Below are 24,783 nucleotides of genomic sequence, written 5' to 3'. Positions count from 1 at the left end.
CCAAAAAGCGGATGTTTAACATCTGGGGCTTAAAAACAGATCACGCGATCGGCTTGCTCTACGCCGGTCACGAGTTCGCCTAGGCCCCCCATCTGAAAGGGAGGCTCGAGATTCCAGTGTTGTAACTGGTTTTCCGCCGACTCTGCCGCAGAAAGTACGCCGCGGCGTAGCGCCGCCGATACGCAGTTGACCAGAGGCACCTGATGTGTCTGCCCTAGCTCACGCCATGCCTGGTAGAGGGCAAACTCATCGGAAGCGGGAGACTGTAGGTGATTGGTCGACAACACGCCGTCTTGATAGAAAAAGACCTTTAGTACTTCATGGCCGGCGTCTATAGCTGCCTGGGTAAACTGGAGCGCCTGATAGCTGCTGCCCTGGCCATAACCCGGCTGATTGACTTGAATGATGAGCTTACTCATTAACCCTAACTTAATATTGCGCCGTAAGAGCTCGGCTTTAATGGGCTATTCTATCTGTTTTTTAAATCGATCCCAAACACCCGGTCGATATCCTGGCTGTTTTGCCAAAGAAAAGGACCTATTGTTCATGAACAAAGGCCATAAAAAAGCCCGCCGAATTGGGCGGGCTGCAATTAAGAGGCGACAGATTAGTCGTCGCCGCCTGCACCCAGCAGATGCAGAATAGAGATGAACAGGTTCAAGAAGTCCAGATACAAGGCCACGGTAGCGCGAATGTAGTTGGTTTCACCACCGTTAACGATGCGGCTGGTGTCGAACAGAATAAAGCCTGTCATCAACAGAGCTATACCCGCGTTGAGGGCCATGAACACAGCGCCGCTACCGATGAAGATGTTGGCGATACCGGCAACGATGGCAATGACCAGGCCGGCCAGCAGGAAACCACGCATGAAAGAGAAGTCTTTCTTGGTGGTGATGGCATAGCCACTCAGGGTTACAAACACCACGGCAGTTAGACCTAAGGCCTGCATGATTAGCTGAGGACCGTTGGCCATGCCGGCATAATGGTTAAGCATGTAACCCAAAGATGCGCCTTCCATACCGGTAAAGGCGAACACCCAGAACAGACCCGCGGCCGATTCGGCTTTTCTCAGGGTGACAAACAATAAAATGAAACCACCGATCGACAGACCGATAGACATGAGAGGACTGATTTGCATTACCATGGCCAGTCCCGCACAGAGCGCTGAGAAGCCCAGTGTCATCGAGAGTAGCAGATAGGTATTTTTAAGCAGCTTATTCACTTCTTGTGTCGAAGCATGGCTTGCATATAGTGTTTCTTGCGTCATCTTTATCTCCAGTGACTATCACTAACTTGATGGTTTATTTGAGTCAAATCGGTTACAAGAGTTCCATTTCATGAACCGGATTTAACTTGTTTTACAAGACTATTATCATAACCGAGCTAAGGGGAGGGCGAAAGCCCATCTGCTTGACGATCCGTTAATTAAACCAGTCTCGCTGTAGTTTTTCGCTATCGCCGAGATAATCGAGCACCCAGGCCATGGCAGGCGACATATTGGCATCGTTCCAGGCCAAACAGCAGGGGCTTGGTGCCTTAGGGCGCTCCAACTCTTTCTCAATGAGGGCGCCGGCCTGCACAAAGGGGGTGGCGAAGTGTTTGGGCATGTAACCTATGCCAAGGCCCTCGCGGAAGCAGTTGATGGCGCGGATCCAGTCGGGCACCACCAAACGGCGTTGGTTATCTAACAGCCATGTCATGCGTTTAGGGATCTCTCGAGACGTGTCTTCCAGACAGATAGAGGGGTAGCTGCGCAGCTCATCATCCAGCAGGGGTCTATCTATGGCTGCTAAGGGGTGATGTTTACTCACCAGGAAGGTCCATTCGATATCCCCCATGTCCTTAAAGCGGTAATCACCGCCCACGGGAATAGCTGTCGTCGCCCCAATGGCGATGTCGCTGCGACCGGTGGCGATGGCCTCCCAGACGCCGTTAAAGACTTCGATGCGAATGATCAGCTCGACATTGTCGAAGTGACGGTAGAAATCGGCGATCAGGTTACTGATCTTATCGGCGCGCACTATGTTATCCAGAGCTATCGACAGCGTGGGCTGCCAGCCATTAGCCACGCGTTTGGTGTCTTCCTTCAGCGATGCCAGGTGGGTGAGCATGGAGCGTACCTGTTTAACGAAGTGTTCGCCTGCCGGGGTGAGGCTCACACTTCGGTGATGGCGCTCAAACAGAACGACCCCCAAATCTTCCTCAACCTGCTTCACGGCGTAACTCACGGCTGAGGGCACCTTATGTAACTTGTTGGCCGCTGCGGTAAAACTTCCGACACGGGCCACCATATCAATTAATTGCATCGACTGTTCTGAAAGCATCTTGAATTGCTCCTAAATTTGCCGTGAGAATATTTGAAGGCTGTAAGCAAAAATAAACGTTTCACAAGCAATTGGCAAGTCAATAGACTCACCGACTTCTTTGGTTAGTTAAAGTGAATCTTCTATTTTTATGAATAAAATCGCTAATTTTTCTTTTCTTATCTATCTGGCGCTACTGAGCATGTTGGGCTTTATTGCGACTGACATGTATTTACCTGCCTTCAAAGCAATTGAAACAAGTTTGGATGCCAGTGCCACACAGGTTGCCGGTTCGTTGACTTTCTTTCTCGCCGGTCTGGCGTTGGGCCAGCTGCTATATGGCCCCTTGGTACAGGCTATAGGTAAACGGCTAAGCCTGGTTTTGGGGCTTGCCCTGTTTGGCGCCGCCAGCCTAGTGATCGCCAATAGCGACTCCATCGCCATGTTTAACGTTGCGCGCTTCTTCCAGGCCCTTGGCGCCTGTAGTGCGTCTGTGATATGGCAGGCGATAGTGATCGATCGTTATAAAGCAGACGAGGCGCAACAGGTATTTAGCAACATCATGCCACTCGTGGCCTTATCGCCGGCCCTAGCCCCCATCTTAGGCGCCTACCTGCTGGAATGGCAGCAGTGGCACAGTATCTTCTTCATCCTTGGCGCCTTGAGCCTAGTGCTTATCCTGGCGACTCTTGTCTGGGGGGATAACAGGGAAAACCTAGCTAATAGCGAGGCGCAAGGGGCTAGTGGTGAGCAAGGCAAAGACACACAGGTTCGAAAGAGTGTGCGTGTGAGCTACTTGGATATGCTGGCTAGCCCCAGATATCTGGGAAACGTGTTGGTATTTGGCGCCTGCTCTGCGGCCTTCTTCTCCTATCTTACCCTCTGGCCGATAGTGATGGAGCAACATGGGTTTGAGGCCAAGGCGATAGGCCTGAGTTTTGTTCCACAAACCGTGATGTTTATTCTCGGGGGCTACTTGAGCAAGCTATTCATACGTCGCCTTGGCGCCGAGGTGACACTCACTTGGGTCTTATTGCTGTTTGGCACCTGTGTTGCCGGTATCGCTCTGGTAACCCTATGTTATCCTGCCGCTAGTATTTGGCCTCTACTGAGTATTTTCTCTGTGATGGCGGCCGCCAACGGCGCCTGTTACCCGATAGTGGTTAACTCGGCGCTACAGGTGTTCAAGCTGGCGTCGGCCAAGGCGGCGGGACTACAGAACTTCTTGCAGATCAGTATCGCCTTCGGTGCATCTTCACTCGTTGCACTTTGGGCCAGTAGCGGAGAGAAGGCGATTGGCGTAGGCATAGTCATCAGTGCCATAGGGGTTTTAATCGGCTATCAGGTGCGTGGCTATGACAACTGGCGATCCGTTTTCGGTGCCATCTCTACCCCTGATCCCGCTAAAATAGCGCTGCATCAGGATGAAGATTCGACAAAGTGAGCGTAAGTTCGCCAAATGCGCCTTTTAGGTCTATTTTCCCTTTACAAGCGAAATAGGGCGCTATATTATTCGCGGCGTTCGGAGAGATGGCAGAGTGGTCGAATGCACCGGTCTTGAAAACCGGCACGGGTTTATAGCCCGTCTAGGGTTCAAATCCCTATCTCTCCGCCATATTACCAAAGCCCGTTTTTTAGCGGGCTTTGTGCTATCTAGCATATAGGAAATGAGCAACAACCGGGCTCCTAACGTTTAAGCCCTGCTATCTTTCCGCCACATTAAGAGAAAAGGCTTCCAGAAATGGAAGCCTTTTTTCGTTTCTTTTTTCATTTTCAAAGGCTGTTTGAATGATGGTGCCTCAGCTTTCTGGCGCTGGAGAGGCGCTTGGTTGTAAAAAAGCCCGCTGTTACACGGGCTTTTTCTGTTTTAGCAAGTAGTAGTCAGACTACTGCTCTGAAATCACGGGTTTGTTCACCTTAACGCCGGTGATTCGGTTGTAGATCCAATTAAACACTGTCTTAGTATCTTCGATGGCAACGTAGAGACATGGGATCAATACCAGGGTCACTATGGTGGCAAACAGGACACCGAAGGCGAGGGACACCGCCATAGGGATCACCATCTTAGCCTGCATGCTGGTTTCACTCATGATGGGCACCAGGCCGATGAAGGTAGTGAGCGAGGTGAGCAGAATAGCCCTGAAACGACGGCAACCCGCCTCAATCACGGCAACCTTCATGGTGATGCCACTCAGGCGCGCTCGGTTGATGTAATCCACCATCACCAGGGAATCGTTAACCACCACCCCCGCAGCGGCGATGATGCCGAAGAGGGAAAGGGCGCTTAGGTCTATGCCAAGCAGCATGTGTCCAAGTACCGAGCCTATGATGCCAAAGGGGATCACCGACATGATCATCATGGGCTGCACATAGGACTTGAGCGGCACGGCCAGCAGGCTGTAGATCACCAACAGCGAGATGATGAAGTTACGCATCTGGGTATTGGCGCTATCTATCTGTTCCTGAATGTTGCCTGCGACCTCACTCTGCACCCTGGGGTACTGGCGCAGTAGCTCAGGGATAAAGTTATCGCGAATGTCCTGGGCTAGCTTGAAAGGCTCGGCCTGTGACGCATCGACAGAGGCCCATACATTGATGGTACGGTTACCGTTTTCACGCCTGATCCCGCTGACCCCTTGGGTGACCTGGATCTCGGCGACTTCGGAGAGGGGGATCTCTGCGCCCTGTGGCGTGAGGATCATCACCTCGGTCACGTGGGCGATAGCGTTACGCTGCTCCTCGGGATAGCGCAGCATCACCTTGATCTCCTCGCCGTTACGCAGGATGCGCTGAGCCTCGAGACCGTAGAAGCTGGCGCTGACCTGAGAGGCCACATCGGCGAGGGTGAGGCCGACGCTGTTTGCCAGTGGCTTAAGGCTAAATTGCACCTCTTTGGCGCTGGACTGGCGACTGTCGTTGACATCGCCAACGCCCTGCAGACTGTTGAGCTTGGTCTTTAGCGCCTTAGCGGCGGCAATCAGTTGAGCCTCGTCTTTACCTTCGAGGCGGAAACTGATATCGCCATCGTCACGACCACCGCCAAACAGGTTATCCCGAATGTTGAAGGATTTTACTCCTGGGATCTGCGGCATCGCCGCTCGCCAACGTTCGGCCAGGGCAAAGGTGTCCAGGGGGCGCTGTTCGGGCGCCACTAACTTGGTCATCACCTGAGCACTGGTTCTGCCTTGAAGGTCTACCTGCATGTCTGCGATCATTCGCTGACCAAATTCGCGTTCTAGCTCATCGTCAACCTTATAGAGTGCCTGTTCGATTGCCAATGCAGCAGACAGGGTCGCTTGCTCCGAGGAATCCAGGTTCATCTCGACACTGATACGCGGAAAATCATGGGGGATCTTAGGTTGTCCCACGTAGCGAAGGATCCCGCCGGAATAGAGGCCGGCGCACACCAAGATTAAGGAGATGAATAAGGCGATAATCATGTATCTGTATTTTACCGACAGTGTCAGTGAAGGCTTGTACAGACGATAGATGACAAACTGCAGTCCATTGTCCACCTTAGCCTGAAGGTAATTCACCCCAATGCGCAGCAGATTGATGGGATTCTTCGAGCCAGGCTTGACTTGGGTTTTCTGTTTCATCCTGGCTAAGTGTGCCGGCAGGATGAGCTTGGATTCCACCAGCGAAAACAACAGACACAAGATCACCACGTAACCGATCGACTGACCGAAGGCCGCCGAGGGGCCGTCATCCATGGTGATCGGCAGGAAGGCGGCGATTGTGGTTAACACGCCGAAGGTAGCTGGCATAGCTACTTTCTTCACGCCGCGGACCACATTGTCCAGGGTCTGCCCCTTCTCTTCACATTCGCTATGGGCGCTTTCGCCCATGACAATGGCATCATCGACCACTATCCCCAGCACCAGGATGAAGGCAAACAGGCTGATCACATTAATAGTGACATCTATCATTGCTGCCGGCATGAAGAGCAGTGTGCCTAAGAAACAGACTGGTAGCCCCATCATCACCCAGAAGGCTAGGCGAACCCGCAGAAAGAGGGCTAACATGATAAACACCAAGATGGCGCCGCTCTTCATGCTATCTAGCATAAGATCGAGTCGGCCCTGAAGGTAATAGGTCATATCCACCCAGGTCTCGAGATTCAATCCCTGTGGCAGACTGGCCTGTTTATCCTCGACGTATTGGTTTACCACCTTTGCCACGTCCGTCATGCTCTGATCGTTTGATGCACCAACAAAGAAGGTCACCGAGTTTTTGCCATTAAACTTGGAATATTGGATCCCTTCTTCGAAACCGTCGATCACATTGGCCACGTCACCGAGAAGGAGCTTAGTGCCATCTTCCAGGGTAATAAGTGGAAGGCTTTCAAACTCATAGCCAACATAGGCTTGGTTTTGTACCCGTAGGCTGATGTAGCCATTCTCCGCCTTGATTTGACCGGCCGACATATTGCGTGAATAACCGCGAACCGCCTTGGCCACATCGTTAAAGGAGAGATTATATTCGCGCAGCCTGTCTTTACTGACCTCGATAGCTATTTCATAGTCCAGCCCGCCATAGAATTCGGTTATGTTCACCTTTGGCAGCTGCATCAACTCATCGTGGATCTTCTCACCGAACTCCTTAAGCTGCTTGGGAGGCAGGTCGCCGTAGAGGCTGATATAAAACACCTCTTGTCTGTGCTTTATTCTCTCGACGCGAGGGCGCTCCATGCCATCGGGAAAGCTGGAGATCGAGTCGATCTCAGATTTGATCTCATCCAGCACCACCTGAGGGTCATAGGAATCTTCGATGCGAAAATAACCCGAAGCCGAATTTCGGTTTGAGTAGGTGATGACGCGCTTCAGGCCTTGTATCCGCTCCAGAGCTTCCTCGACCTTGATGGTGATCCCTTCCTCTACCTCTTGGGGCGCAGCCCCTGGATAGAAGGCGCTAAATTCGACCCAGTTAGTCTCCGCCTGGGGAAAGAACTGTTTGCGTATAGTGCTGGCGGTCAGCAAACCGCCGATAATGATGATGATCATCAACAAGTTTGCTGCCACGCTGTTGCGGGCAAACCAGGCGATTATGCCTTTATTTGGATCTGGCATTCGCCGCTACTCCTTGTCTTCCATAGCCAGTTGTTCGGCGACGGCTTCATCTTGGGTCGGTGTCGGTTTGTCGCCGGCCAGCGCGAGTTTCATTCCTTCGATGGGGTAATCCAGCGCCGAGGTGATGAGGCGCATACCATCATTTAATCCATCGCCTATCACTACTTGAGTACCTTGCTGACGCAGGATATCTACCGGCTTAAATGCCAAGGTGTTTTCCGGCGTCATGATGGCGACCTTGTCGTTAACTACCAGGTGTCTGGCGATGGTGGTGACATCCTGAGCCTGAGAGCCGTGGATCTGCGCCGTGATATAGCTGCCATATCTAAGCGGCTGCTTGTCGTCCTTTAGCCCATAGGGATCGAGCACCTCGGCCACCAGATAGGTCATGCGGCTACGGTTGTCGATAACGCCTTCGCTGCGTACTATCTTACCGCGCCATGCTTTACTCTCACCGGCAAAGTTACCCTTGAGCATAACCTGAGCGCCTAGACCCTTGTTGTCGAGGTAACGTATCTCTTTATCTGGTAGAGGAAGGCGGATCTCTGCCTTCTCCGTGCTGAGCAGCTTACCCAGTTGGGTGCCGCTGGACACATAGGAGCCCAGGCCGATATGCCGGCTCTCTATCAGGGCATCATAGGGGGCCTTGATCACCGTACGCTCGAGGTTACGGGTCGCTCGCTTGAGCCCTGCTTCTGATGAGTTGAGTCGGGCCACTTCCTGTGCCAGTTGGGGTTTACGCAGGCTTAGTTCGGTTGGCGTACCGTTTTCGATTCGCTTCCACTCTTCGGCAGCCACCTTGCCATAGGCTTTCTCTTGTACCAGGGTTGCTTTTGCGCTGGCGACTGTGGCCTTGGCATCGATGAGGGCGGCTTCGTAGTCGCTAGGATCTATCTTTGCCAATACCTGTCCTTTCTTTACGAAACCACCACGAACAAAGGCATCGCTTAGGTAGACGATCTCGCCGGTGACCTGAGAGACTAACTCAGTCTCATACTTGGCGTTGACGACACCGTAGGAGTTTACGGTGAAAGTCATGGGCTGTTTGTCGATAATCTCGACGGCCACGACGGGCGTATTGTCAACGACAGGTTTTTCTTCTGGTGGTTTTTTCATCGATGCTAGCACGGCAAAGGTGCCGCCCCCGAGTACTAACACGGCGATGGGCAATACGAACTGTTTTACGGTAGCCACAAACACTTCCTCTTGTTGGAGCTAAGATAATAAATTTATTAGCAAAAAGGCTTTTATACTTAGGCGAAAGATTTTTTTACAGGGTAAATGTTATCGAAATGGGTAATTTGTTAAAGCGGTTAAATGTAAACAGGTATGTAAGGTGGCGGTTTAGTAGGCACTAAATAGGTTTGGTCAGGCAGCTTAGGTTTAGGCTTTAGGCCTGAGGGATAGCGTAAACGTTGGCTAAGGTATAGGTAGCCAGACTGCCATAGATTTGTGATGAAGAGTAAGCTTAAACGGAGCAGGGCGCATAGGTATTAGAAAGAGAGTGTGATGCCGCGTTATTGGCTAACTTAGATAGCACATTTGGGTACTCACCCGTTTGCGTATATCGAACACTCTCTTAGTATGATTGTAGCGCTAAACATCTCAGTTTGCCTCGGGATTGGGGGCGCTTGCTTAGGCTTTTAGACAGCTGTCATCTTACGCCATTTAGCGCATCGAGTGCGCGCTCCGTCATCTGGTGGCTGAAGGCGTTACGCTTGTGGTGCAGAGGTTGCCAGCCGGCCAGAAAACGCTCGAAATCGGCCCAGGCAAAGGGCAAGAGCAACCGCCATTCCGCTATCAATTCATCGACCCGCTCGCTTGACCATCTTTGCTCTAGTTGTGCCTTCAATCGTTTGAAATAGTGCTCACATGCAGGGCGATAGCATTGAAATAACTCATATTCATCAATGCAACTGCCGAGTAGATAGATGAAATCCTTAATGCCAATACCCGCACCAACGTACTGAAAGTCCAACGCGGCAATCCCTTTAATGCCAAGTGTCTCCGCAGCGTCGTGGAAACAGAAGTTTGCCACCTTGGCATCGCCATGCACTAAGGTTTGAAATCTTGCGAGGTTAAGCCTGGTATCTATTTCCGCTGCCGCCTGTTTAAGCGGGGAGTCTGCCATTGCGGCCAATTCTTCGGGACGAGTCGCCAGGTGCCAATAGGTACCGATAGGCCAAAGTTCTTTATAAGGGCTATCTGTTGATACCTCATGGGCAAACTGTCCATGGAAACTGGCTAGCCAGTCGATCGCGGCATATAGCTGAGGTAGCGTGAGGCTATCGTGGCGTAAGTTGAAACCAGCGGCATCAAGATCGCTCAGCACCAGCAGCATCTCTTGGTTATCCGGATTTTGATGAGCTGCCAATAGCGCCGGAAGATTCAGGTCTGGTTGACAGCGACCGCTAAAGTTCTTGTACCAACTGAGTTCTACCTGATAAGAGCGCATCTTGCGTTGGTGGGATAGGTCAGAGTCCCACTGGTAGGGATGAGCGCTCTGGCTTGGTGGTGCGATATGTTTGACTATCACGGGTTGAGAGAGACCTTGCACCTCATAGCGTGCTATCTCGCCATAACCACTCCATAGGGTCTGTAGTCTCGCGAGCTTGATGGCCTGTTTGGATGAAAATGTTTGGCAAAGAAACTGCTCAATATTCAAGATAGTTGATTCCTTTTACGCCAGCGCGTTGAGCTTGGTCATCTAGTTGCCAATATTGTCGCAGACGGTGCGAGCGGAGGAAAGCGAAAGTAGGCAAAGCGCATAGCCTTAGGTTATGCTCTCTGGGTAACTATCGACAATCCAAGGAATCGTTATGGCAAAGCATGTGGTGATCACCGGAGCGAATCGTGGCATAGGTTTAGGCTTCGTAAAGTATTATCTCGCTAACGGAGATAGCGTTAGTGCCTGTTGCCGACAGCCTGCGCAGGCAAGCGCCTTGATCCAGCTAGCGGAGAGCCATCCAAACCTCACCATCATTCAGTTGGATGTCACCGATGAGACCTCGGTGCAAGCATTGCCGCGGCATCTCAATGATGCCCCCATAGATCTCTTGATCAATAACGCCGGCTATTACGGTCCTAAAGGCATAGGTTTCGGACAGTTACACGCCCCCGAATGGCAAAAGGTATTGGCGGTTAATACCATAGCTCCCCTTATGGTAACTCAGACTTGTTACCCCATGCTGCAGAAGGCGACAAATGCCAAGGTTGTCTGTATCTCTTCGAAGATGGGCAGCATGGCGGATAACCAAAGCGGCGGCAGTTATCTCTATCGATCATCTAAGGCGGGCCTCAACGCTGCGCTTAAGAGTTTGGCTATCGATCTTAGCAGCGAGGAGATCTACTGCGTAGCATTCCACCCTGGCTGGGTGCAGACCGACATGGGTGGGCCAAATGCGCTGATCACCGTTAATGAGGCGGTAGCCCAGATGGCTGAGTGTATCGATAAGTTAGACGCTGGCCAATCCGGGTTATTCTTGAATTTCGATGGCCAGGTGATCCCCTGGTAACTGCGGGAGTTATCCGAGGATAACGAGTAGATAAGGTGAGGGCGCATCTGCGCCCAAGCGGGATATTTTAACTATTTGTCCGGAAAGGCCGGCGAAATACACTTTCTCACGGTAAAGCGATAACGATATTTTGCGGCATTGTCTGGTACCACCTCGAGAATCTCATAGTCGTTGAGTTCGACCACGTTGGCATCTTCATGCTTTTCACAACGAGAACGGCTATCTGCCTCATAGTAATAGGCAAATTGTGCAATCAATACGCGGATCACATCATGATAGGTTTGTCGTAAAGAGGCATATTCGAGCGCCAACTCCCTATCTTGTTGATTATCTGTCTGATCATCTGGTTGAACTTGGATGAAATCCTGATCCAACAACGAAGCTTCCTTTTCTATCCCGCCAGCATTGGCACCGGGTTGGTACCCGACATCTCCATTGGCAACCGCGCCATCTGTCTCGATGGTTGGCCGCATCTTTTGATTTTGGTTCGAGTCTTTCTTTAGTGATTGCTCCATGGTTTTTATGTCGCTTAGCGCAGATTCTACCCTCTGCTCCACATCACCGATAAGCAGGATCAAATGATAGAGCAGGACAAAGGAGAGGACGAACCTGACCATCAGGGTAGTGAAACGGTAATGGTTATTGCCGGTAAGGGAAAAGAGCTTGATGCCAATGGGTTTTAAGATCAGGGCGATCATGAGATAAAAAGGCATCAGCAGCTGTACAAACAATAGGCCTACGGCGCTAATGCCCAGGATCCAGGCGGGCAGAAGCAGCAAAATAGCAAAGTTATGGGTGTAGTTAAAATGATTCGCCGGCACACCCACCACCTCGTTGACGATTGCTCCCGCCATCGCCAAGGCATAGTTGGCTACTATGGCATAGAAGAGTAGCAATATTGCCTTACCGGCGAGGGAGTGCCAGACACGCTCGAACAGGGGCCAAAATTCCAGGGTGAGGGCGATGGTGGTGATAATGGCCACTAAGCCTAAATGCTCGCTCATCAAGAGTAGCGCGGCAAGCAGATAGAGTCTCTGAGGCAGGGTCAACCTTTGCCATACCGTGGTGAGACGATTCATGAATCTTTTTGGAGCAGAAGCGATCTGCTTTAGTTTATCTTCCAGCGCCGGTCTAGCGGAATCTATGTTCACCCAACTACTCCATTACTATTTGGGATTGTATAAGAAGTATGCGTTTAGTCGTATCCATACTCTTTTAAAGGGGTTTTATGTTACCTTGAGGTTAATTCAAGGTAAACAGACGAGTAAGGCGATGATTAGCCAAGTAGAAATTAGGCCCTTAGCGCAGGAAGATTTTGAGCGGGTTATCGCCCTTGGTAATCTGGTGCATGGCGATGGCTATCTGGATGAGCAGATGCTGAGCCAGATACAGAAGAAGGCGTTTAAGTCGAATATTAACGCCAACTTTGTGGCCTACCTAGATGACAGACTGGTTGGATTTCGTCTCACCTATGCGCCGGGCAACTGGTCGCTGGACCGTTGGTGCTCGCCCGAGCTTTGGCCCGTTGAACCGCAAGATTGCTGTTATTTTAAATGCAACACGGTGGCCGAGGAGGCGAGAGGCCTAGGTATAGGCAAAGCACTGCTAGACAGCTCTATCGAGGCCTGTAAAGTCCAGGGAGCCTTGGCTGGAGTTAGCCATCTCTGGAAACAAAGCCCGGAAAACTCCGCGGTAGGCTACTTTACCAAGGCAGGCGGTTTGCTTATTAAAGAACATCCAGAGCGCTGGAATAACAACCCTGATCATCCCGACTATGTCTGCGTCTTATGTGGCAGCGATTGCCATTGCGTCGCCTGCGAGATGATCCTGACTTTCTAGGCTAACGCTATGACTATTTCTAGGCTCGAGCGCGAGCCAGTCAAAGATGTTAAATCGCGATAACGCCATATGCATCATCACTTTCTATAAGCCATAAACACTATGTCCTACGATCCCTTACTTAACGACTTTCCAGGTGGTCAGCCCTGGCCAGACTCCTATTGGGCTACCACGGTCTCGCGTCCCGAACTCTTGCCAGCACTTAACGGCCGAATTCAAACCGATGTCGCCATCGTAGGTGGTGGCTTTACCGGGCTACTGACGGCCTATTATCTTGCCAGCGAATTTAATATCGAGGCCAGGGTGCTCGAGGCGAATCAGATAGGTTTTGGTGCCAGCGGTCGCAACGCAGGCTTCGTGCTCAAAGGCTCTGGACGTATGGGCTATAGTCAGATGGCCAAGAAGTGGGGCATGGAGACCACCAAAGGGATCTATAATGAGTTTTCAAATGCGGTGCGCCGAGTCCAGCAGTTGATTGAACAGCATGATATCGCCTGCGACCCTCAACCCAACGGCTATCTTAAGATAGCGCATAATGCCAAGGCCTATAGTACGCTAAAAGGCGCTGCTTCTTTTATCGCCGAGCATCTGGGTGATGATGCTCAGTTTCTCTCGCCTTGCGAACTAAAAGAGAGTTACATGGATAATCATCAAGCCTACGGCGCGCTTCGCCTAAATGATGGTTTTGGGGTAAATCCGCTAAAACTCTGTTTGGGCTATAAACGCATGGTGCAATCCCTGGGCGTGGCCTTGTATGAAGATAGCTGCGTGAAGGAGTGGTTAAAAGAGGGGATTCACCATAGATTAATCACTGATAAGGGGGAGCTTATCGCTAAGCAGGTGGTGAGCGCCGGTAATGCCTATACCCCAAAGCGTTTTAATCCGGCGGTCGATAATCGCTATCTCCCCATCTTGAGTAACATCATAGTAACGGCCCCCCTCAGTAGGGCGCAGCTTAAGGCGACGGGCCTTAAGACACATCAGGTGGTGATGGATACCCGCAGGCTCAAGTACTATTACCGTTTGCTTAGCGATAATCGATTGCTGTTTGGTGGTCGCGGCGCGATAAGCGGCGCCGATGCCAGCGATCCCCGCTATGGCGAGCGGTTAAAAAGCGCCATGGCAGATTGCTTCCCGGCGCTGGCAGACATCGCTATCGATCATAACTGGACCGGATGGATTGCAGCCGCCTTGGACGATATGCCTCATGTCTATAGCCAAGGGGATATGGGGTACAGTCTGGGTTACTGCGGTTCAGGCGTCGCCTTCTCGGCTCAGGCTGCCTATCGCCTGGCACAGCATATTGCCGGAGAGTCTTTGCCCGAACTACCTCTCTATCAAGCGCCACTGCCTAAGTTTCCCTTCGCGCGACTGAGACGCTTAGGACAAAGTGCCTATTATCAATATGCTTGGCTCAGGGACAGGTACAGTTAGGGAGGAATTTTTGCTACCATGGTCTAACCACACGCAAAGCCGATGAGATGTTCTATAATTTGCTACTGTCGTTTTTTTAAACAGGTTAGAACTCATCGATAAAGGTTACCCGCTATGAAACATGTTGTAGATAAGATGCTCGATAAACATCAGAAATTGGTGCATTCAGAGGGCGTGAAAATTTTATCCCATACCCAGAGAGAGATTGATGAATGGGTGCAACATACGGTAACCATAGAAGGCTGTGACGCTCCCTTTAAGTTTCGTCGCACCAAGAAGTATCGCAGCCTACAGGGACACAAGGTCAATATGACCTATTATCCCGAAACCGAAACTGTTGCAGGCTTCGATTTTGAAGTGATGAAAGTAGTACGTATCAAACGCTTCTAGCTTGATTCTATGTGTTAGCACAACTGGAGACAATGGCGAGCGGTAGGTGGCCAAGTCTAGTAGAATCTGGCCAAATTAGGCTTAGCCTGTCTATATCTAGCTTAAGATTAGGTTCAAGAACTGGTTTAAGGTTTTTGTTTAAAGGCTTATTTAAAAGCTACTTAATTCATTTCGGGTAAGCCGCTGTTCAGTTTGTCGCCAATATAATAGTGAAACGAAATAAGTGTTAGGCTTAAGAGGTTCACTATGCAAGCAAATGCCACCCCAAGACTTCAAGCACAACTCAAACATATTCCTGCGGCGCAGGCCGGTGCATTACATGCTGCCAATAGCCGCGCCTATTTTATCAAGCGTCTTATTCAGAGCGATTGCCAGCGGGTCACAGATTGTCTGGCGGAGCACTACTTCTTACCCGGCGCTATCACCATCAAACAGCTACTTGGCTATAAGAGCCGGTTACTGGAACTCTATCGTTATGTGTTGTCGGTTGAATTAACCGATGACGAGCGAGAAATTTTGTTAGGTTACCTTAGTCAGGGGGTAGCGAGCCTGGATGACGCCATGGCGCGCACCGTATAAGGTGTTTAAGGATAAACAGAAAACAAAAAACAGATACAAAAAAGGAGCCTAAATGGCTCCTTTTTCATGAGTACGACTTTAATGTAACTTTGCTTACTTAGCAGTCATTAGGGCAACCGCGTTATCTAGCATACGGTTACTGAAGCCCCATTCGTTGTCGTACCATGCCATCACTTTAACTAGACGGCCATTGACACGGGTCTGTGTGGCGTCGAAGTTAGAAGAGAATGGGTTGTGGTTGAAGTCGATAGAAACCAGTGGCTCTTTGTTTACCGACAGCACTTCGCTCATAGGTGCAACGCTTGCTGCTTTCTCTATGATGGCGTTGATCTCTTCAACTGTAGTGTCGCGCGCGGCAACGAACGATAGATCTACCAGAGATACGTTCACTGTAGGGACACGTACTGCCATACCGTCAAATTTACCAGCCAGCTCAGGTACCACTAGACCAACGGCTGCAGCAGCGCCAGTCTTAGTTGGGATCATAGACATAGCGGCGGCACGTGCGCGGCGCAGGTCAGTGTGATAAACGTCTGATAGACGCTGGTCGTTAGTGTAGGCGTGAATGGTAGTCATCAGGCCCGATTCGATACCGATAGCGTCGTTCAGCGGCTTAGCGAAAGGCGCCAGACAGTTGGTGGTACAAGAAGCGTTTGAGATCACAGTCATATCAGAGGTGATCACTTCGTTGTTTACGCCGTAAACAACAGTTGCGTCAACGTTCTTACCCGGTGCAGAGATGATCACCTTCTTCGCGCCAGCGTTTAGGTGAGGCTGAACCGCTTCTTTAGAAGTGAAGATACCGGTACATTCGAAGACAACGTCGACTTCAAGCTCGGCCCAAGGCAGTTTCGCAGGATCACGCTCAGAGAAGGTCTTGATCTTGTCTTCGTTGACGTAGATAGCCTCGTCGTCGTGCTCAACTTTTGCATTGAAGCGACCGTGTACAGAGTCGTACTTAGTCAGGTGAGCGTTGATTGATGCATCACCCAGGTCGTTGATCGCAACGATTTGGATTGGGTATTGCTTTTCGCTTTCATAAAGTGCGCGAAGTACGTTTCTACCGATACGGCCATAGCCGTTAATTGCTACGCGGATAGTCATCTCATATCCCTCAGGTAAATGTATAAAAATATCTGGTAGTAAAATTACCAAATTGACAGCTATCGTCAAGCGTTATCGGGTTTTATTGGCTAGTTAGCTTAACAATTTTGCTGTTTTCTTTACAAAGATCAGATTTTTTACAAAAACCGGGCCGATTTCTGTAAAAAAAATACTAGTGGCAAACATTTTGCCAGCAACGAACCCTCTCTTAAGAAGAGGTATTCAACTGGTTACGAATCTCACTAGAAGCGTAGTCACCGTTTTCGAGATGTTCCACTAAGGTGCTGGCTTGCTCATCTAAAAATTTAGCCAGTTGCTGGTTGCCCTTAATAAGGGCGTTCATTTTGGCATCGGATGCCGTGTTGCGCGTCATCAATACGTTGGCTTTTGAGAAGAGGTATGTTTTTTCGAGATCGTTTTGCTGGTGGTAGATACTGGCAAGGCCTAACAACCAATCTGGATTAAAGGTATCGGGATCGGTACGGTCAAGCAATTGCAAATACAGAGCCTTAGCCTTGTTGAGATCCGACTTCTGGTAATAGGAGGCGAGGCTCGCGAGGATCTCTACATCTTCTATCTTGCCGGCATGTAATGCGTTAACGACCCTAGAGAGTGCGGCCTGATCGTTCAGGCGAATCCAGTGATAGTAGGAGAGATAGAGATCTGGATCACCTTTGGTGGTATCCCTTAGCTGCTCCAGATTCTGGGCGCTGATACCGAAGGCTCTCACTCTGTCGTTCGTGCGCTCGGGATGTAAGATGTGCTGCACACCGGCGGCGAGTTCAATGCATTTACTGTAGTTTTCCAGATTGATCAGATGCTGATAGACCTGTTTACCGGAGGGCGAGGGGGTGTTTTTGAGGGCATATCGCTTCTGGATCAGGTCTGCTCGCTCATATCTGCACCAGCTATCCCGGTGTAAATCGTCACACAGCTCAGGATTATTTTTACAAATCGTGGCGGTATTAGCAGCATTATCACAGCCAAACAGGCTGAAAATCGCTAAAAGAGACATTATTGGTGTAATGATTACAAAATTTAATCTCAAAAGCGTGTCTCCCTAGGATTTTATCTAATAAAATTACACGGTTAGAGAAAATATCTTACTAGATCGCAAGCTCACTTTTCATTACAATGGCGCCGACCAATAACAGGATTGACGTCCGATAATAATAGAGTATTGGTCTTTTCTTTTTGTTACTCAATCATTTCTACAATAAATGTAGTAAAAGTGAGATAAAGGATCTGTAAATGACCGCTGATAAACACCTACAAAGCTGGCAAGAACGTTTCGAAATGGCGGAGGCGATGCAGCCTCTACTTGGTAAGTTATATCGTAACCAAGGTGTAGAAGTCGTTCTATACGGTAAGCCACTTCTTAATGCTTCCACTATCGAGATCATTAAGTCACACCGTTTAGTGCGTCGTCATGTGGGTGACAAACTCAGATTACGCGAAAGTTTCCCTTTTGTTGAGGCCCTCAGCAAATTAGCGGTTAAGCAATGTAAAGTTGATATCGGTAAATTAGCGGTTAACTACTGGCGCGAGCATGACGACGCGAGCCAGATCGAAGCCTATATGACACAAGAGTTGGCTTCGGCAATCGATCACGAAGACAACCAAGAAGCGCGCGATGTCGTGCTATATGGTTTCGGCCGTATTGGTCGTCTGCTAGCGCGTCTACTGATCGAAAGAACGGGCGTGAGCAACAAGCTGCGTCTTCGCGCTATCGTTCTGCGCGGTGGTCGTAAGGGCGATCTAGAGAAGCGTGCCAGCCTGCTGCGTCGTGACTCGGTACACGGTCCTTTCAACGGCTCTGTCGAAGTCGATGAAGAGAACAATGCAATCATCGCCAACGGCACCTATATTCAGGTGATCTATGCCAACTCACCAGATGAAGTGGATTACACTCGTTACGGCATCAACAATGCACTGGTGGTCGATAACACTGGTATCTGGAAAGACGAAGACGGCCTGGGACTACACCTAAGATGTAACGGCGCCGCTAAGGTACTGCTGACCGCACCGGCCAAGGGCGCTATTAAGAACATCGTTTATGGCGTTAACGAAAACGATATCCTGGACGAAGACACTATCGTCTCGGCGGCAAGTTGTACTACTAACGCTATTACGCCAGTACTGAAGGCGGTTAACGACAAGTATGGCATCGTAAACGGTCACGTTGAAACGATTCACTCATACACTAACGATCAAAACCTGATCGATAACTATCACAAAGCCGATCGTCGTGGTCGCAGCGCACCGCTGAACATGGTTATCACAGAAACCGGTGCGGCCAAGGCTGTAGCTAAGGCGCTGCCAGTGCTTGCTGGTAAGCTAACCGGCAACGCGATTCGTGTACCTACACCGAACGTGTCTATGGCAATTATCAGCCTGAACCTGAATGGCGAAACCAGCAAAGAAGACATGAACGAGTATCTACGCAACGTCGCGCTATGCTCTGAGCTACAAAACCAGGTTGACTTTACCGAGTCGACTGAGATTGTCTCTTCTGATCTGGTTGGTTCTCGCTACGCAGGCGTTGTCGATTCACAGGCAACCATCGCCGATGGCAACCGTAGCATTCTTTATGTCTGGTACGACAACGAGTTCGGTTATAGCTGCCAGGTTGTTGGCGTAATGCAGAAGATGCTAGGTCTTAACTACCAGTCTCTACCTGTCGCTTAAGCTAAATGCCAGATAAATCTGAACGCCTCGGTAAGTACCGGGGCGTTTTTTTATCCATAAGAAATTGAATATGCTTAACAAAGAGCCACAAAGGTGATTAATGCAGCAGTTGACGCAACAAACCTTGTTTAAGCCATAAATAGACGTTGACACTTTTAGGTAAATCGGTAGAATTCCTTTCCGCAGTCAGGGGAAAGCTCGATAGGGCACTTGACTGACAAGCGTTTCAGATGCGACATTAGCTCAGTTGGTAGAGCGATACCTTGCCAAGGTATAGGTCATCGGTTCGAACCCGATATGTCGCTCCAAATTTACGGTCATACCGTAAACCGCTTCAGATAAAGGCGCGATGGCAGAATGGCTATGCTGCGGATTGCAAATCCGTCGATCTCGGTTCGACTCCGGGTCGCGCCTCCACTTTTCGTTTTAACGTAAATCACGATAAAACACACTAAGCCCGAGTGGTGGAATCGGTAGACACAAGGGATTTAAAATCCCTCGCTGGTAACAGCGTGACGGTTCAAGTCCGTCCTCGGGTACCACCTCAATAATCAATGTAATCCAATGATGTACATTAAGACCTATAAATTAATGGTCTTTTCCTTTTCCTTTGTCGTTACAGTCAACTGATTGTATTTAAACAGCAAAAGCTAGTTTATTAATCACTATTTCAAATTTGTATATAACTTGCCGTTTCCCATTCTGTATATAAACGGGATCTTAGCAATCGATAACTTGCAACTTTCATTGCATAGCGACTTAATTTAATTAGGTTATGCTCCCCTTGGAGTTTGACAAATAAGGCTATTGACCAAAGCAGACGCTCTTCAAGGATTTCCAGCAAAGATGTTACCAGCTGCTATAGTCTTATCATTTAGACCAGATGATAAGGATAGTACATATGACGATGCAATAGATGGAGCAAGCTATTTTTAAAAGCCTTTCAGAAAACAACTTGGAATGGATGAAAAAAACTGTTCGTGCACGTTAGCAAAGTCTGCGAGTAAGAGGCTACTAGAATGGATTCGCTGTTAGAAAATGGATTACATATCAGCGTAAAGTGAGGCACTAAGAGAAGCTTTAATGACTTTTCCCGATTGATCGAACATGCGACATGGATGCCTATCTAGGTGCTAAATGTGCTTTCTCAAGGCTACATAAGAAATGAGAAGCCAATTAATCTTGGCTATCGGAAATCGCCGGTGACTAACCCATTTCTTGACAGTCCTTAAATGTTTAATGGAGATTTTAAAATGGTCAACATAGGAAGTGTGGAGATAAATATCCTTGGAATTGTCAGTAAACACCGTGAAATTTGTGCGACAGATGTTTATGAGGAGTATCGAAAAGAAAATGGGGCTTGCTATCCAAGTCATTCTACGGTCAGTAGGAAGTTGATGAAACTTACAGAATACAATTTTTTAAACAGAGTCCCGATCATCTTGTTTGTTCCTAATTGCGGAGCTTTAGGGTATGGAATCGAACGTCCGGGTTATGGGTATGTACTTTCTGAGCATGGGCGGACCTACTTGAATGGCTTATGAATTTTTATAGTTATCGTTTGACCTTTTAGTTAGATGACTTCGCCGCAGAATGAGCTAAGTGCATATTAAGTTGGGTTTTGTGAACTTCATAGCTAGTGAAGCTTTGCGGGGGCTGTTTGGGTGCTTAATATTTACTGAAGCATGATTAAACAAAGTATGTGATTTTTATTCAAGTACGTCCTCGGGTACCATCATAATCAAATGAATATGATCCTAGAGAGCCTCACTATAATGTGGGGCTTTGTTGTTTTTGAACGAAAAGCTTTTAGTCTAACGCAGCTGTTAGAGCAATCGAGCCTATCCATCCGTTACCTTCCGTGACTTTAAGCACGCAAATCAACAAGCCTGAGTAGAGCTAATGTGAGCCTGATCTCATCTTAAGTAATCTGCTAAATTTTGCTCATATCGTTCGATAATCTCTAAAATTATTCCTCTATAAGTCTTTAAAAATCAGAAAAGCTAGGGCGATACAAGAAAAATATTGATATAGAAAAATATCCGCTTTGAAGGGCGTTAAGACAGTGGTATAACTAGCCCCGACCCCCTTCTTATATCGACGTTTAGGAACACCACCATGATATTTAACCAGGTTGTACTGGCTCCCGCAGATCCCATTCTTGGTCTTACCGATGCTTTTAAGGCCGATCCTCGCGCAGATAAGGTTAATTTAGGTGTTGGCATCTATAAAGATGAGTCTGGCCAGACGCCGATCCTCAAGTCAGTGAAGTTAGCCGAGCAAAAACTGCTGGAAACCGAAACCAGTAAGAGCTATCTGGGTATCGATGGCGTAACAGCCTATAACCAGGCGGTACAAGGCTTGTTGTTCGGCACCGATCACGCCGTGATGAGCGAAAAGCGCGCGGTAACGGCTCAGGCGCCGGGCGGTACAGGTTCGCTTAGAATGGCGGCCGAGTTCGTGGTGCGCAATACCGCTTCTCGCACCGTGTGGGTCAGCAATCCAACTTGGGCAAACCACAACAACATTTTCCAGTCTGCCGGTTTAACGGTTAAGCAATATGGTTATTATGATGCTGCCAGCCATGACATCGACTTCGATGCCATGCTTACCAGCCTGGAGCAGGCCGAAAGCGGCGATCTACTCCTGCTGCACGGTTGCTGCCACAATCCAACGGGTATCGATCTTAATATCAGCCAGTGGGAAGTGATTGCCCAGCTTTGTGTCGATAAAGGACTGATCCCCTTGTTTGACTTCGCCTATCAAGGTTTCGGTGCCGGCGTAGAAGAAGACGCACAGGGCCTGCGCCTGGTCGCCAGCAAAGTGCCAGAGCTGCTTGTGGCTAACTCATTTTCGAAGAACTTTGGTCTCTACAATGAACGTATCGGCGCGGTGACCTTAGTTGCCGAAAATGAAGAGACAGCCAAGTGTGCCTTTAGCCAGATCAAGAGCACTATTCGCAGCAGCTATTCTAATCCACCGGCACATGGCGCCTTGATTGTCGCGACCATTCTCGGCGACGTGGAGCTACGCCAATTATGGGAAGCAGAATTGACACAGATGCGCGAACGTATCGCAGAGATGCGCGTACTGTTCGTTAAGACATTGTCTGAGCAGGGGGTCGAGCAAGATTTCAGCTTTATCTCGGCGCAAAACGGCATGTTTAGCTTCTCTGGCCTTAATAAGGAGCAGGTGGCACGCCTGAAAGAGGAGTTTGGTGTCTATATCGTAGGTTCGGGCCGCATCAGCGTTGCCGGCATGACCCGCGCTAACATGGATACCATCTGCCGCGCTATCGCCCAGGTGCTGTAAGCTTCATATTAGGTAAAATACTAGATAAATAAAGACGCCACGCTAGCAATAACGTGGCGTCTTTTTATGCCGGTGCGTCGAGCGCTTGTGGTTCAACGATAAGAGACAGGGCGTCGGCCAGCGCCGCTCTGTCATGAAGTGCCTGATGATGGCGACTACGCAGCGGATAGTGGGTGACAATCCCTGTGGTGAGATACTTGTCACCGTGGCAGAGGACATGATCGACCGACTTATTACCCATTACCTGTTTAAACCAGCCAAGACGTTTGTCCAGGCTGAAGTTAGCCGCGGCCGAGGGCTCTTGGGTGAGGTTGTCGATCAGAATCACTTTTGCCTTAGAGGCATGTAACGCCTGACTTAATTTAGGCAGTAGCAGTGGCGGCATGATGCTGGTCAGAAAACTCCCTGGTCCTAAGATAATAAGATCGGCCTGACTAACCGCCTCGCAGGCTTCAAGCGTAGCATCCACCATAGGCTCCAGCGAGAGGGCGATGGGGTCTTCACATTTTTGGTCTACCTCGACCTCACCTAAGATACGATTGCCACAAGACTGTATGGCGACAAGATGAGTCGGCTGCTCCGACATGGGGATCACCTTGGTCTCTATGTTGAGCAGTTTGCGGATCAGATTGACGGCTTCGAGAGGCCTAACACAGAGATCATCCAGCGCCATCAGAACCAGGTTACCAAGGTTGTGATTGGCAAGCTCGCTCTTACCGCCGAATCGATATTCAAACAGCAGTGAGCCCACAGAAGGGCGGCTGGCAAGTTGAGACAGACAGTTTCGTAGGTCGCCCCAGGCGATACAGTCCTGCTGCTGGCGCAAGCGCCCGGTAGAACCGCCGTTGTCTGTGGTGGCAACGATTCCCGTGAGCTTAGGGCCAAGAAATGAAAGCGAGGATAAGACCCGGCCAAGTCCGTGGCCTCCGCCGATGGCGACGACATGTTGATATTGATTGATGGCGCAATCACGCATTTTGGGTATTTCCTTCCTGAATCCCCATTTACCTGCCGGTCATTATAACTAATTCCCCCTCTGGGTATAGCGGTTTTGTTCATCAGCCAGATGACATATAATGCCGCCCATGATCTCACGATATGAGCGAAGCATTTGAAAACAGGTCAGATCAATAAGTTGATATTATCCCTCGGCATAGTTGCACTGGCTGTTTTGGCGGTGAAACTGTTTCTGATAGAGCGAAAGACGACGTCAGAGCAGGAACCAGGCACTATCTTGAAAAATAGCAGCCAGTTTAGCGCTATCCCAGATTTTCAGGCGATTGCCGACGTCGCCGAGAAGAAACAGGCATTCTTCGACTTTCTACGCCCGGCGATCAGACATCACAACGCTGTGATTAGCGATCAACGAAAATTCTTGCAACAATCGCGTACGCACCTCCTAAATCAACAACCCCTTTCCGAAGCGGAAGACTACCGTATTCTGCAGTTGGCGAGTAAGTACCAGTACTCGATGCGAAGTGCGACCCTAGAATCCCTAGATGAATTGTTAAAGCGCGTCGATACCATTCCAGAAGATCTGGTGCTCATTCAGGCTGCCAACGAAACCGGATGGGGCAGTAGCCGTTTCGCCAGGGAAGGGATGAACTTCTTCGGGCAATGGTGTTTCAAGAAGGGCTGCGGCTTAGTACCCCAATCGCGTACCGAAGGGCTGAGTCATGAGGTTGCCGTATTTAAGAGTGTCGAAGATTCGGTAGGCTCCTATATGCGCAACCTCAACTCGAATGCGGCCTATTCGCTGCTTCGTGCCATCCGGGCCGACCTGCGTGCACAGAATCAGCCGGTCAGTGCCGAGAAGTTAGTCTACGGACTGATGAACTATTCAGAGCGTCAGGAAGCTTATGTAGAGGAGCTTCTCGACATGCTACGTCATAACAATCAATTTTTGGTGGAAAATCATGAACAAAGTCCTGCTGTGTAGTTGTCTCTTATTGACAACGAGTGTTGTTCAGGCAACGCCCATTTCTCTCGACTATCAGGGCTTCTATCAAAGAATGAAGCAGATGAACAAGGGTAATTACTCCCTCATCGACATCGCCTTCTCCGTCCCCAAGGACGACGGCTGTGTAATCGAGAGTGGCTCAATCACCACTGAGAAACGGAATTACCCGCTGACGGTATCGGCAGATCAACGACTCTACATCCCCTTTGATGAGACTTTGAAATCTGAGCGTGCCCTGATTAATCTGCAGATGAAGAATGATGCCACCCGCTGTGGTGTGGCGATGCAGATCCGCGCCAAGTCGCCATCAAACGAATATAGCCAGGCAGCACTCAGCGAGCTCGCCATGCAGATGGATCAACTGCTCAAGCAGATGCAGGGCTTTCCGATGAAATATTTCGCCGATGATATTGCCGGACTCAGTTTTGAGTTTGCAGATAAGGCACAGGTGACGATAGATGGTAAAGTAGAGCAGGTTGATGGCATCTATCGTTTGCCGAGCGAGAATATTAGCGTACTTTCCACTATCAGTTTTAGTGAGACACCTAAGGTGGTTAGCCCCTGGGTGAAGAGCTCCTAGTCTCAGTGCG

The 24,783-nt window shown here is 49.6% G+C and carries 20 protein-coding genes and 4 tRNA genes; 14 read left to right on the top strand and 10 right to left on the bottom strand.

Annotated elements, in window-relative coordinates; all coding sequences use genetic code 11:
• Window positions 1–29: 29 nt before the first annotated feature.
• From tusD to punR, 3 genes are all read right to left on the bottom strand, one after another.
• Window positions 30–419, bottom strand: a complete 390-nt coding sequence (gene tusD, locus GNT65_RS01690; protein ID WP_160793388.1) for a sulfurtransferase complex subunit TusD — start codon at window positions 417–419, stop codon at window positions 30–32.
• A 188-nt stretch (window positions 420–607) separates the two neighbouring features.
• Window positions 608–1,267, bottom strand: a complete 660-nt coding sequence (locus GNT65_RS01685; RefSeq protein WP_160793387.1) for a Bax inhibitor-1/YccA family protein — start codon at window positions 1,265–1,267, stop codon at window positions 608–610.
• Window positions 1,268–1,421: 154 nt separating this feature from the next.
• On the bottom strand, window positions 1,422–2,324 hold the full coding sequence (punR, locus tag GNT65_RS01680; protein WP_011865811.1) for a DNA-binding transcriptional activator PunR: 903 nt from the start codon (window positions 2,322–2,324) through the stop codon (window positions 1,422–1,424).
• A 130-nt stretch (window positions 2,325–2,454) separates the two neighbouring features.
• Here punR and punC point away from each other — a divergent pair, with 130 nt between their 5' ends.
• Window positions 2,455–3,747, top strand: coding sequence for a purine nucleoside transporter PunC (punC, locus tag GNT65_RS01675; RefSeq protein WP_160793386.1), 1,293 nt, complete (start codon window positions 2,455–2,457; stop codon window positions 3,745–3,747).
• Window positions 3,748–3,827: 80 nt separating this feature from the next.
• A tRNA-Ser gene (locus tag GNT65_RS01670) sits at window positions 3,828–3,918 on the top strand.
• A gap of 271 nt (window positions 3,919–4,189) precedes the next feature.
• On the opposite strand, the gene GNT65_RS01665 is transcribed toward GNT65_RS01670, so the two are convergent.
• The 3 genes from GNT65_RS01665 to GNT65_RS01655 all read right to left on the bottom strand — a co-directional run bounded on the left by GNT65_RS01665 (window position 4,190) and on the right by GNT65_RS01655 (window position 10,037).
• Complete coding sequence (locus tag GNT65_RS01665; RefSeq protein WP_160793385.1) at window positions 4,190–7,372, bottom strand: efflux RND transporter permease subunit; 3,183 nt, start codon at window positions 7,370–7,372, stop codon at window positions 4,190–4,192.
• Window positions 7,373–7,378: 6 nt separating this feature from the next.
• Window positions 7,379–8,566 carry an efflux RND transporter periplasmic adaptor subunit gene (locus tag GNT65_RS01660; RefSeq protein ID WP_160793384.1) on the bottom strand — a complete coding sequence of 396 codons (1,188 nt, stop codon included), beginning with the start codon at window positions 8,564–8,566 and terminating at the stop codon, window positions 7,379–7,381.
• A gap of 460 nt (window positions 8,567–9,026) precedes the next feature.
• Entirely contained in the window at window positions 9,027–10,037 is a 1,011-nt protein-coding gene (locus tag GNT65_RS01655) for a phosphotransferase (protein WP_160793383.1), read from the bottom strand.
• 154 nt (window positions 10,038–10,191) lie between these two features.
• On the opposite strand from GNT65_RS01655, the gene GNT65_RS01650 reads away from it, so the two are divergent.
• Window positions 10,192–10,887, top strand: a complete 696-nt coding sequence (locus tag GNT65_RS01650) for an SDR family oxidoreductase (RefSeq protein WP_160793382.1) — start codon at window positions 10,192–10,194, stop codon at window positions 10,885–10,887.
• 71 nt (window positions 10,888–10,958) lie between these two features.
• Here GNT65_RS01650 and GNT65_RS01645 read toward each other — a convergent pair whose 3' ends face one another.
• Window positions 10,959–12,038: a hypothetical protein gene (locus GNT65_RS01645; protein WP_160793381.1), complete on the bottom strand. Its 1,080-nt coding sequence runs from the start codon at window positions 12,036–12,038 to the stop codon at window positions 10,959–10,961.
• Window positions 12,039–12,159: 121 nt separating this feature from the next.
• Here GNT65_RS01645 and GNT65_RS01640 point away from each other — a divergent pair, with 121 nt between their 5' ends.
• From GNT65_RS01640 to GNT65_RS01625, 4 genes are all read left to right on the top strand, one after another.
• Window positions 12,160–12,726 carry a GNAT family N-acetyltransferase gene (locus GNT65_RS01640; RefSeq protein ID WP_160793380.1) on the top strand — a complete coding sequence of 189 codons (567 nt, stop codon included), beginning with the start codon at window positions 12,160–12,162 and terminating at the stop codon, window positions 12,724–12,726.
• 102 nt (window positions 12,727–12,828) lie between these two features.
• Window positions 12,829–14,160 carry an NAD(P)/FAD-dependent oxidoreductase gene (locus GNT65_RS01635; protein WP_160793379.1) on the top strand — a complete coding sequence of 444 codons (1,332 nt, stop codon included), beginning with the start codon at window positions 12,829–12,831 and terminating at the stop codon, window positions 14,158–14,160.
• Between the two features lie 114 nt (window positions 14,161–14,274).
• Window positions 14,275–14,550, top strand: coding sequence for a hypothetical protein (locus tag GNT65_RS01630; RefSeq protein WP_011865802.1), 276 nt, complete (start codon window positions 14,275–14,277; stop codon window positions 14,548–14,550).
• A 246-nt stretch (window positions 14,551–14,796) separates the two neighbouring features.
• Window positions 14,797–15,129, top strand: a complete 333-nt coding sequence (locus GNT65_RS01625; protein WP_160793378.1) for a hypothetical protein — start codon at window positions 14,797–14,799, stop codon at window positions 15,127–15,129.
• 93 nt (window positions 15,130–15,222) lie between these two features.
• On the opposite strand, the gene gap is transcribed toward GNT65_RS01625, so the two are convergent.
• The gene (gene gap, locus GNT65_RS01620) at window positions 15,223–16,233 is read right to left on the bottom strand and encodes a type I glyceraldehyde-3-phosphate dehydrogenase (RefSeq protein ID WP_160793377.1); all 1,011 of its coding nucleotides are present in this window, start codon (window positions 16,231–16,233) and stop codon (window positions 15,223–15,225) included.
• A gap of 208 nt (window positions 16,234–16,441) precedes the next feature.
• On the bottom strand, window positions 16,442–17,281 hold the full coding sequence (locus GNT65_RS01615) for a DUF2989 domain-containing protein (protein ID WP_338091752.1): 840 nt from the start codon (window positions 17,279–17,281) through the stop codon (window positions 16,442–16,444).
• A 203-nt stretch (window positions 17,282–17,484) separates the two neighbouring features.
• On the opposite strand from GNT65_RS01615, the gene GNT65_RS01610 reads away from it, so the two are divergent.
• From GNT65_RS01610 to GNT65_RS01590, 5 genes are all read left to right on the top strand, one after another.
• On the top strand, window positions 17,485–18,921 hold the full coding sequence (locus GNT65_RS01610) for a glyceraldehyde-3-phosphate dehydrogenase (protein ID WP_160793376.1): 1,437 nt from the start codon (window positions 17,485–17,487) through the stop codon (window positions 18,919–18,921).
• 232 nt (window positions 18,922–19,153) lie between these two features.
• Window positions 19,154–19,229: transfer RNA gene (locus GNT65_RS01605), tRNA-Gly, on the top strand.
• A 35-nt stretch (window positions 19,230–19,264) separates the two neighbouring features.
• Window positions 19,265–19,338, top strand: a tRNA-Cys gene (locus GNT65_RS01600).
• Window positions 19,339–19,376: 38 nt separating this feature from the next.
• Window positions 19,377–19,463 (top strand) — tRNA-Leu (locus GNT65_RS01595).
• Between the two features lie 1,576 nt (window positions 19,464–21,039).
• Window positions 21,040–22,233: an amino acid aminotransferase gene (locus GNT65_RS01590; RefSeq protein ID WP_160793375.1), complete on the top strand. Its 1,194-nt coding sequence runs from the start codon at window positions 21,040–21,042 to the stop codon at window positions 22,231–22,233.
• 64 nt (window positions 22,234–22,297) lie between these two features.
• Here GNT65_RS01590 and yvcK read toward each other — a convergent pair whose 3' ends face one another.
• Window positions 22,298–23,209 (bottom strand): uridine diphosphate-N-acetylglucosamine-binding protein YvcK, encoded by a 912-nt coding sequence (yvcK, locus tag GNT65_RS01585; protein WP_160793374.1) that lies wholly within the window; start codon window positions 23,207–23,209, stop codon window positions 22,298–22,300.
• Between the two features lie 135 nt (window positions 23,210–23,344).
• On the opposite strand from yvcK, the gene GNT65_RS01580 reads away from it, so the two are divergent.
• Together GNT65_RS01580 and GNT65_RS01575 are read left to right on the top strand one after the other, a co-directional pair.
• Window positions 23,345–24,172, top strand: a complete 828-nt coding sequence (locus tag GNT65_RS01580; protein WP_160793373.1) for a glucosaminidase domain-containing protein — start codon at window positions 23,345–23,347, stop codon at window positions 24,170–24,172.
• A complete protein-coding gene (locus GNT65_RS01575) occupies window positions 24,150–24,773 on the top strand; it encodes a DUF2987 domain-containing protein (protein ID WP_160793372.1) in 624 nt (207 codons plus the stop codon). Before GNT65_RS01580 ends, GNT65_RS01575 begins: the two co-directional genes overlap by 23 nt.
• The last annotated feature ends 10 nt before the right edge of the window (window positions 24,774–24,783 follow it).

Origin of the sequence: Shewanella insulae (assembly GCF_009831655.1) — a bacterium.
GTDB classification, from domain to species: Bacteria; Pseudomonadota; Gammaproteobacteria; order Enterobacterales; family Shewanellaceae; genus Shewanella; species Shewanella insulae.
The sequence above is the reverse complement of the archived record's forward strand: the minus strand, read 5'-3'. Positions and strand labels throughout refer to the sequence as shown.

Coding starts and splice junctions, on each gene's coding strand:
- GNT65_RS01610 (WP_160793376.1), top strand. CDS start 17,485: ATGACCGCTGATAAACACCTACAAAGCTGGCAAGAACGTTTCGAAATG.
- GNT65_RS01590 (WP_160793375.1), top strand. CDS start 21,040: ATGATATTTAACCAGGTTGTACTGGCTCCCGCAGATCCCATTCTTGGT.
- GNT65_RS01575 (WP_160793372.1), top strand. CDS start 24,150: ATGAACAAAGTCCTGCTGTGTAGTTGTCTCTTATTGACAACGAGTGTT.
- yvcK (WP_160793374.1), bottom strand. CDS start 23,209: ATGCGTGATTGCGCCATCAATCAATATCAACATGTCGTCGCCATCGGC.
- GNT65_RS01650 (WP_160793382.1), top strand. CDS start 10,192: ATGGCAAAGCATGTGGTGATCACCGGAGCGAATCGTGGCATAGGTTTA.
- gap (WP_160793377.1), bottom strand. CDS start 16,233: ATGACTATCCGCGTAGCAATTAACGGCTATGGCCGTATCGGTAGAAAC.
- GNT65_RS01640 (WP_160793380.1), top strand. CDS start 12,160: ATGATTAGCCAAGTAGAAATTAGGCCCTTAGCGCAGGAAGATTTTGAG.
- tusD (WP_160793388.1), bottom strand. CDS start 419: ATGAGTAAGCTCATCATTCAAGTCAATCAGCCGGGTTATGGCCAGGGC.
- GNT65_RS01635 (WP_160793379.1), top strand. CDS start 12,829: ATGTCCTACGATCCCTTACTTAACGACTTTCCAGGTGGTCAGCCCTGG.
- GNT65_RS01630 (WP_011865802.1), top strand. CDS start 14,275: ATGAAACATGTTGTAGATAAGATGCTCGATAAACATCAGAAATTGGTG.
- punC (WP_160793386.1), top strand. CDS start 2,455: ATGAATAAAATCGCTAATTTTTCTTTTCTTATCTATCTGGCGCTACTG.
- GNT65_RS01625 (WP_160793378.1), top strand. CDS start 14,797: ATGCAAGCAAATGCCACCCCAAGACTTCAAGCACAACTCAAACATATT.
- GNT65_RS01685 (WP_160793387.1), bottom strand. CDS start 1,267: ATGACGCAAGAAACACTATATGCAAGCCATGCTTCGACACAAGAAGTG.
- punR (WP_011865811.1), bottom strand. CDS start 2,324: ATGCTTTCAGAACAGTCGATGCAATTAATTGATATGGTGGCCCGTGTC.
- GNT65_RS01665 (WP_160793385.1), bottom strand. CDS start 7,372: ATGCCAGATCCAAATAAAGGCATAATCGCCTGGTTTGCCCGCAACAGC.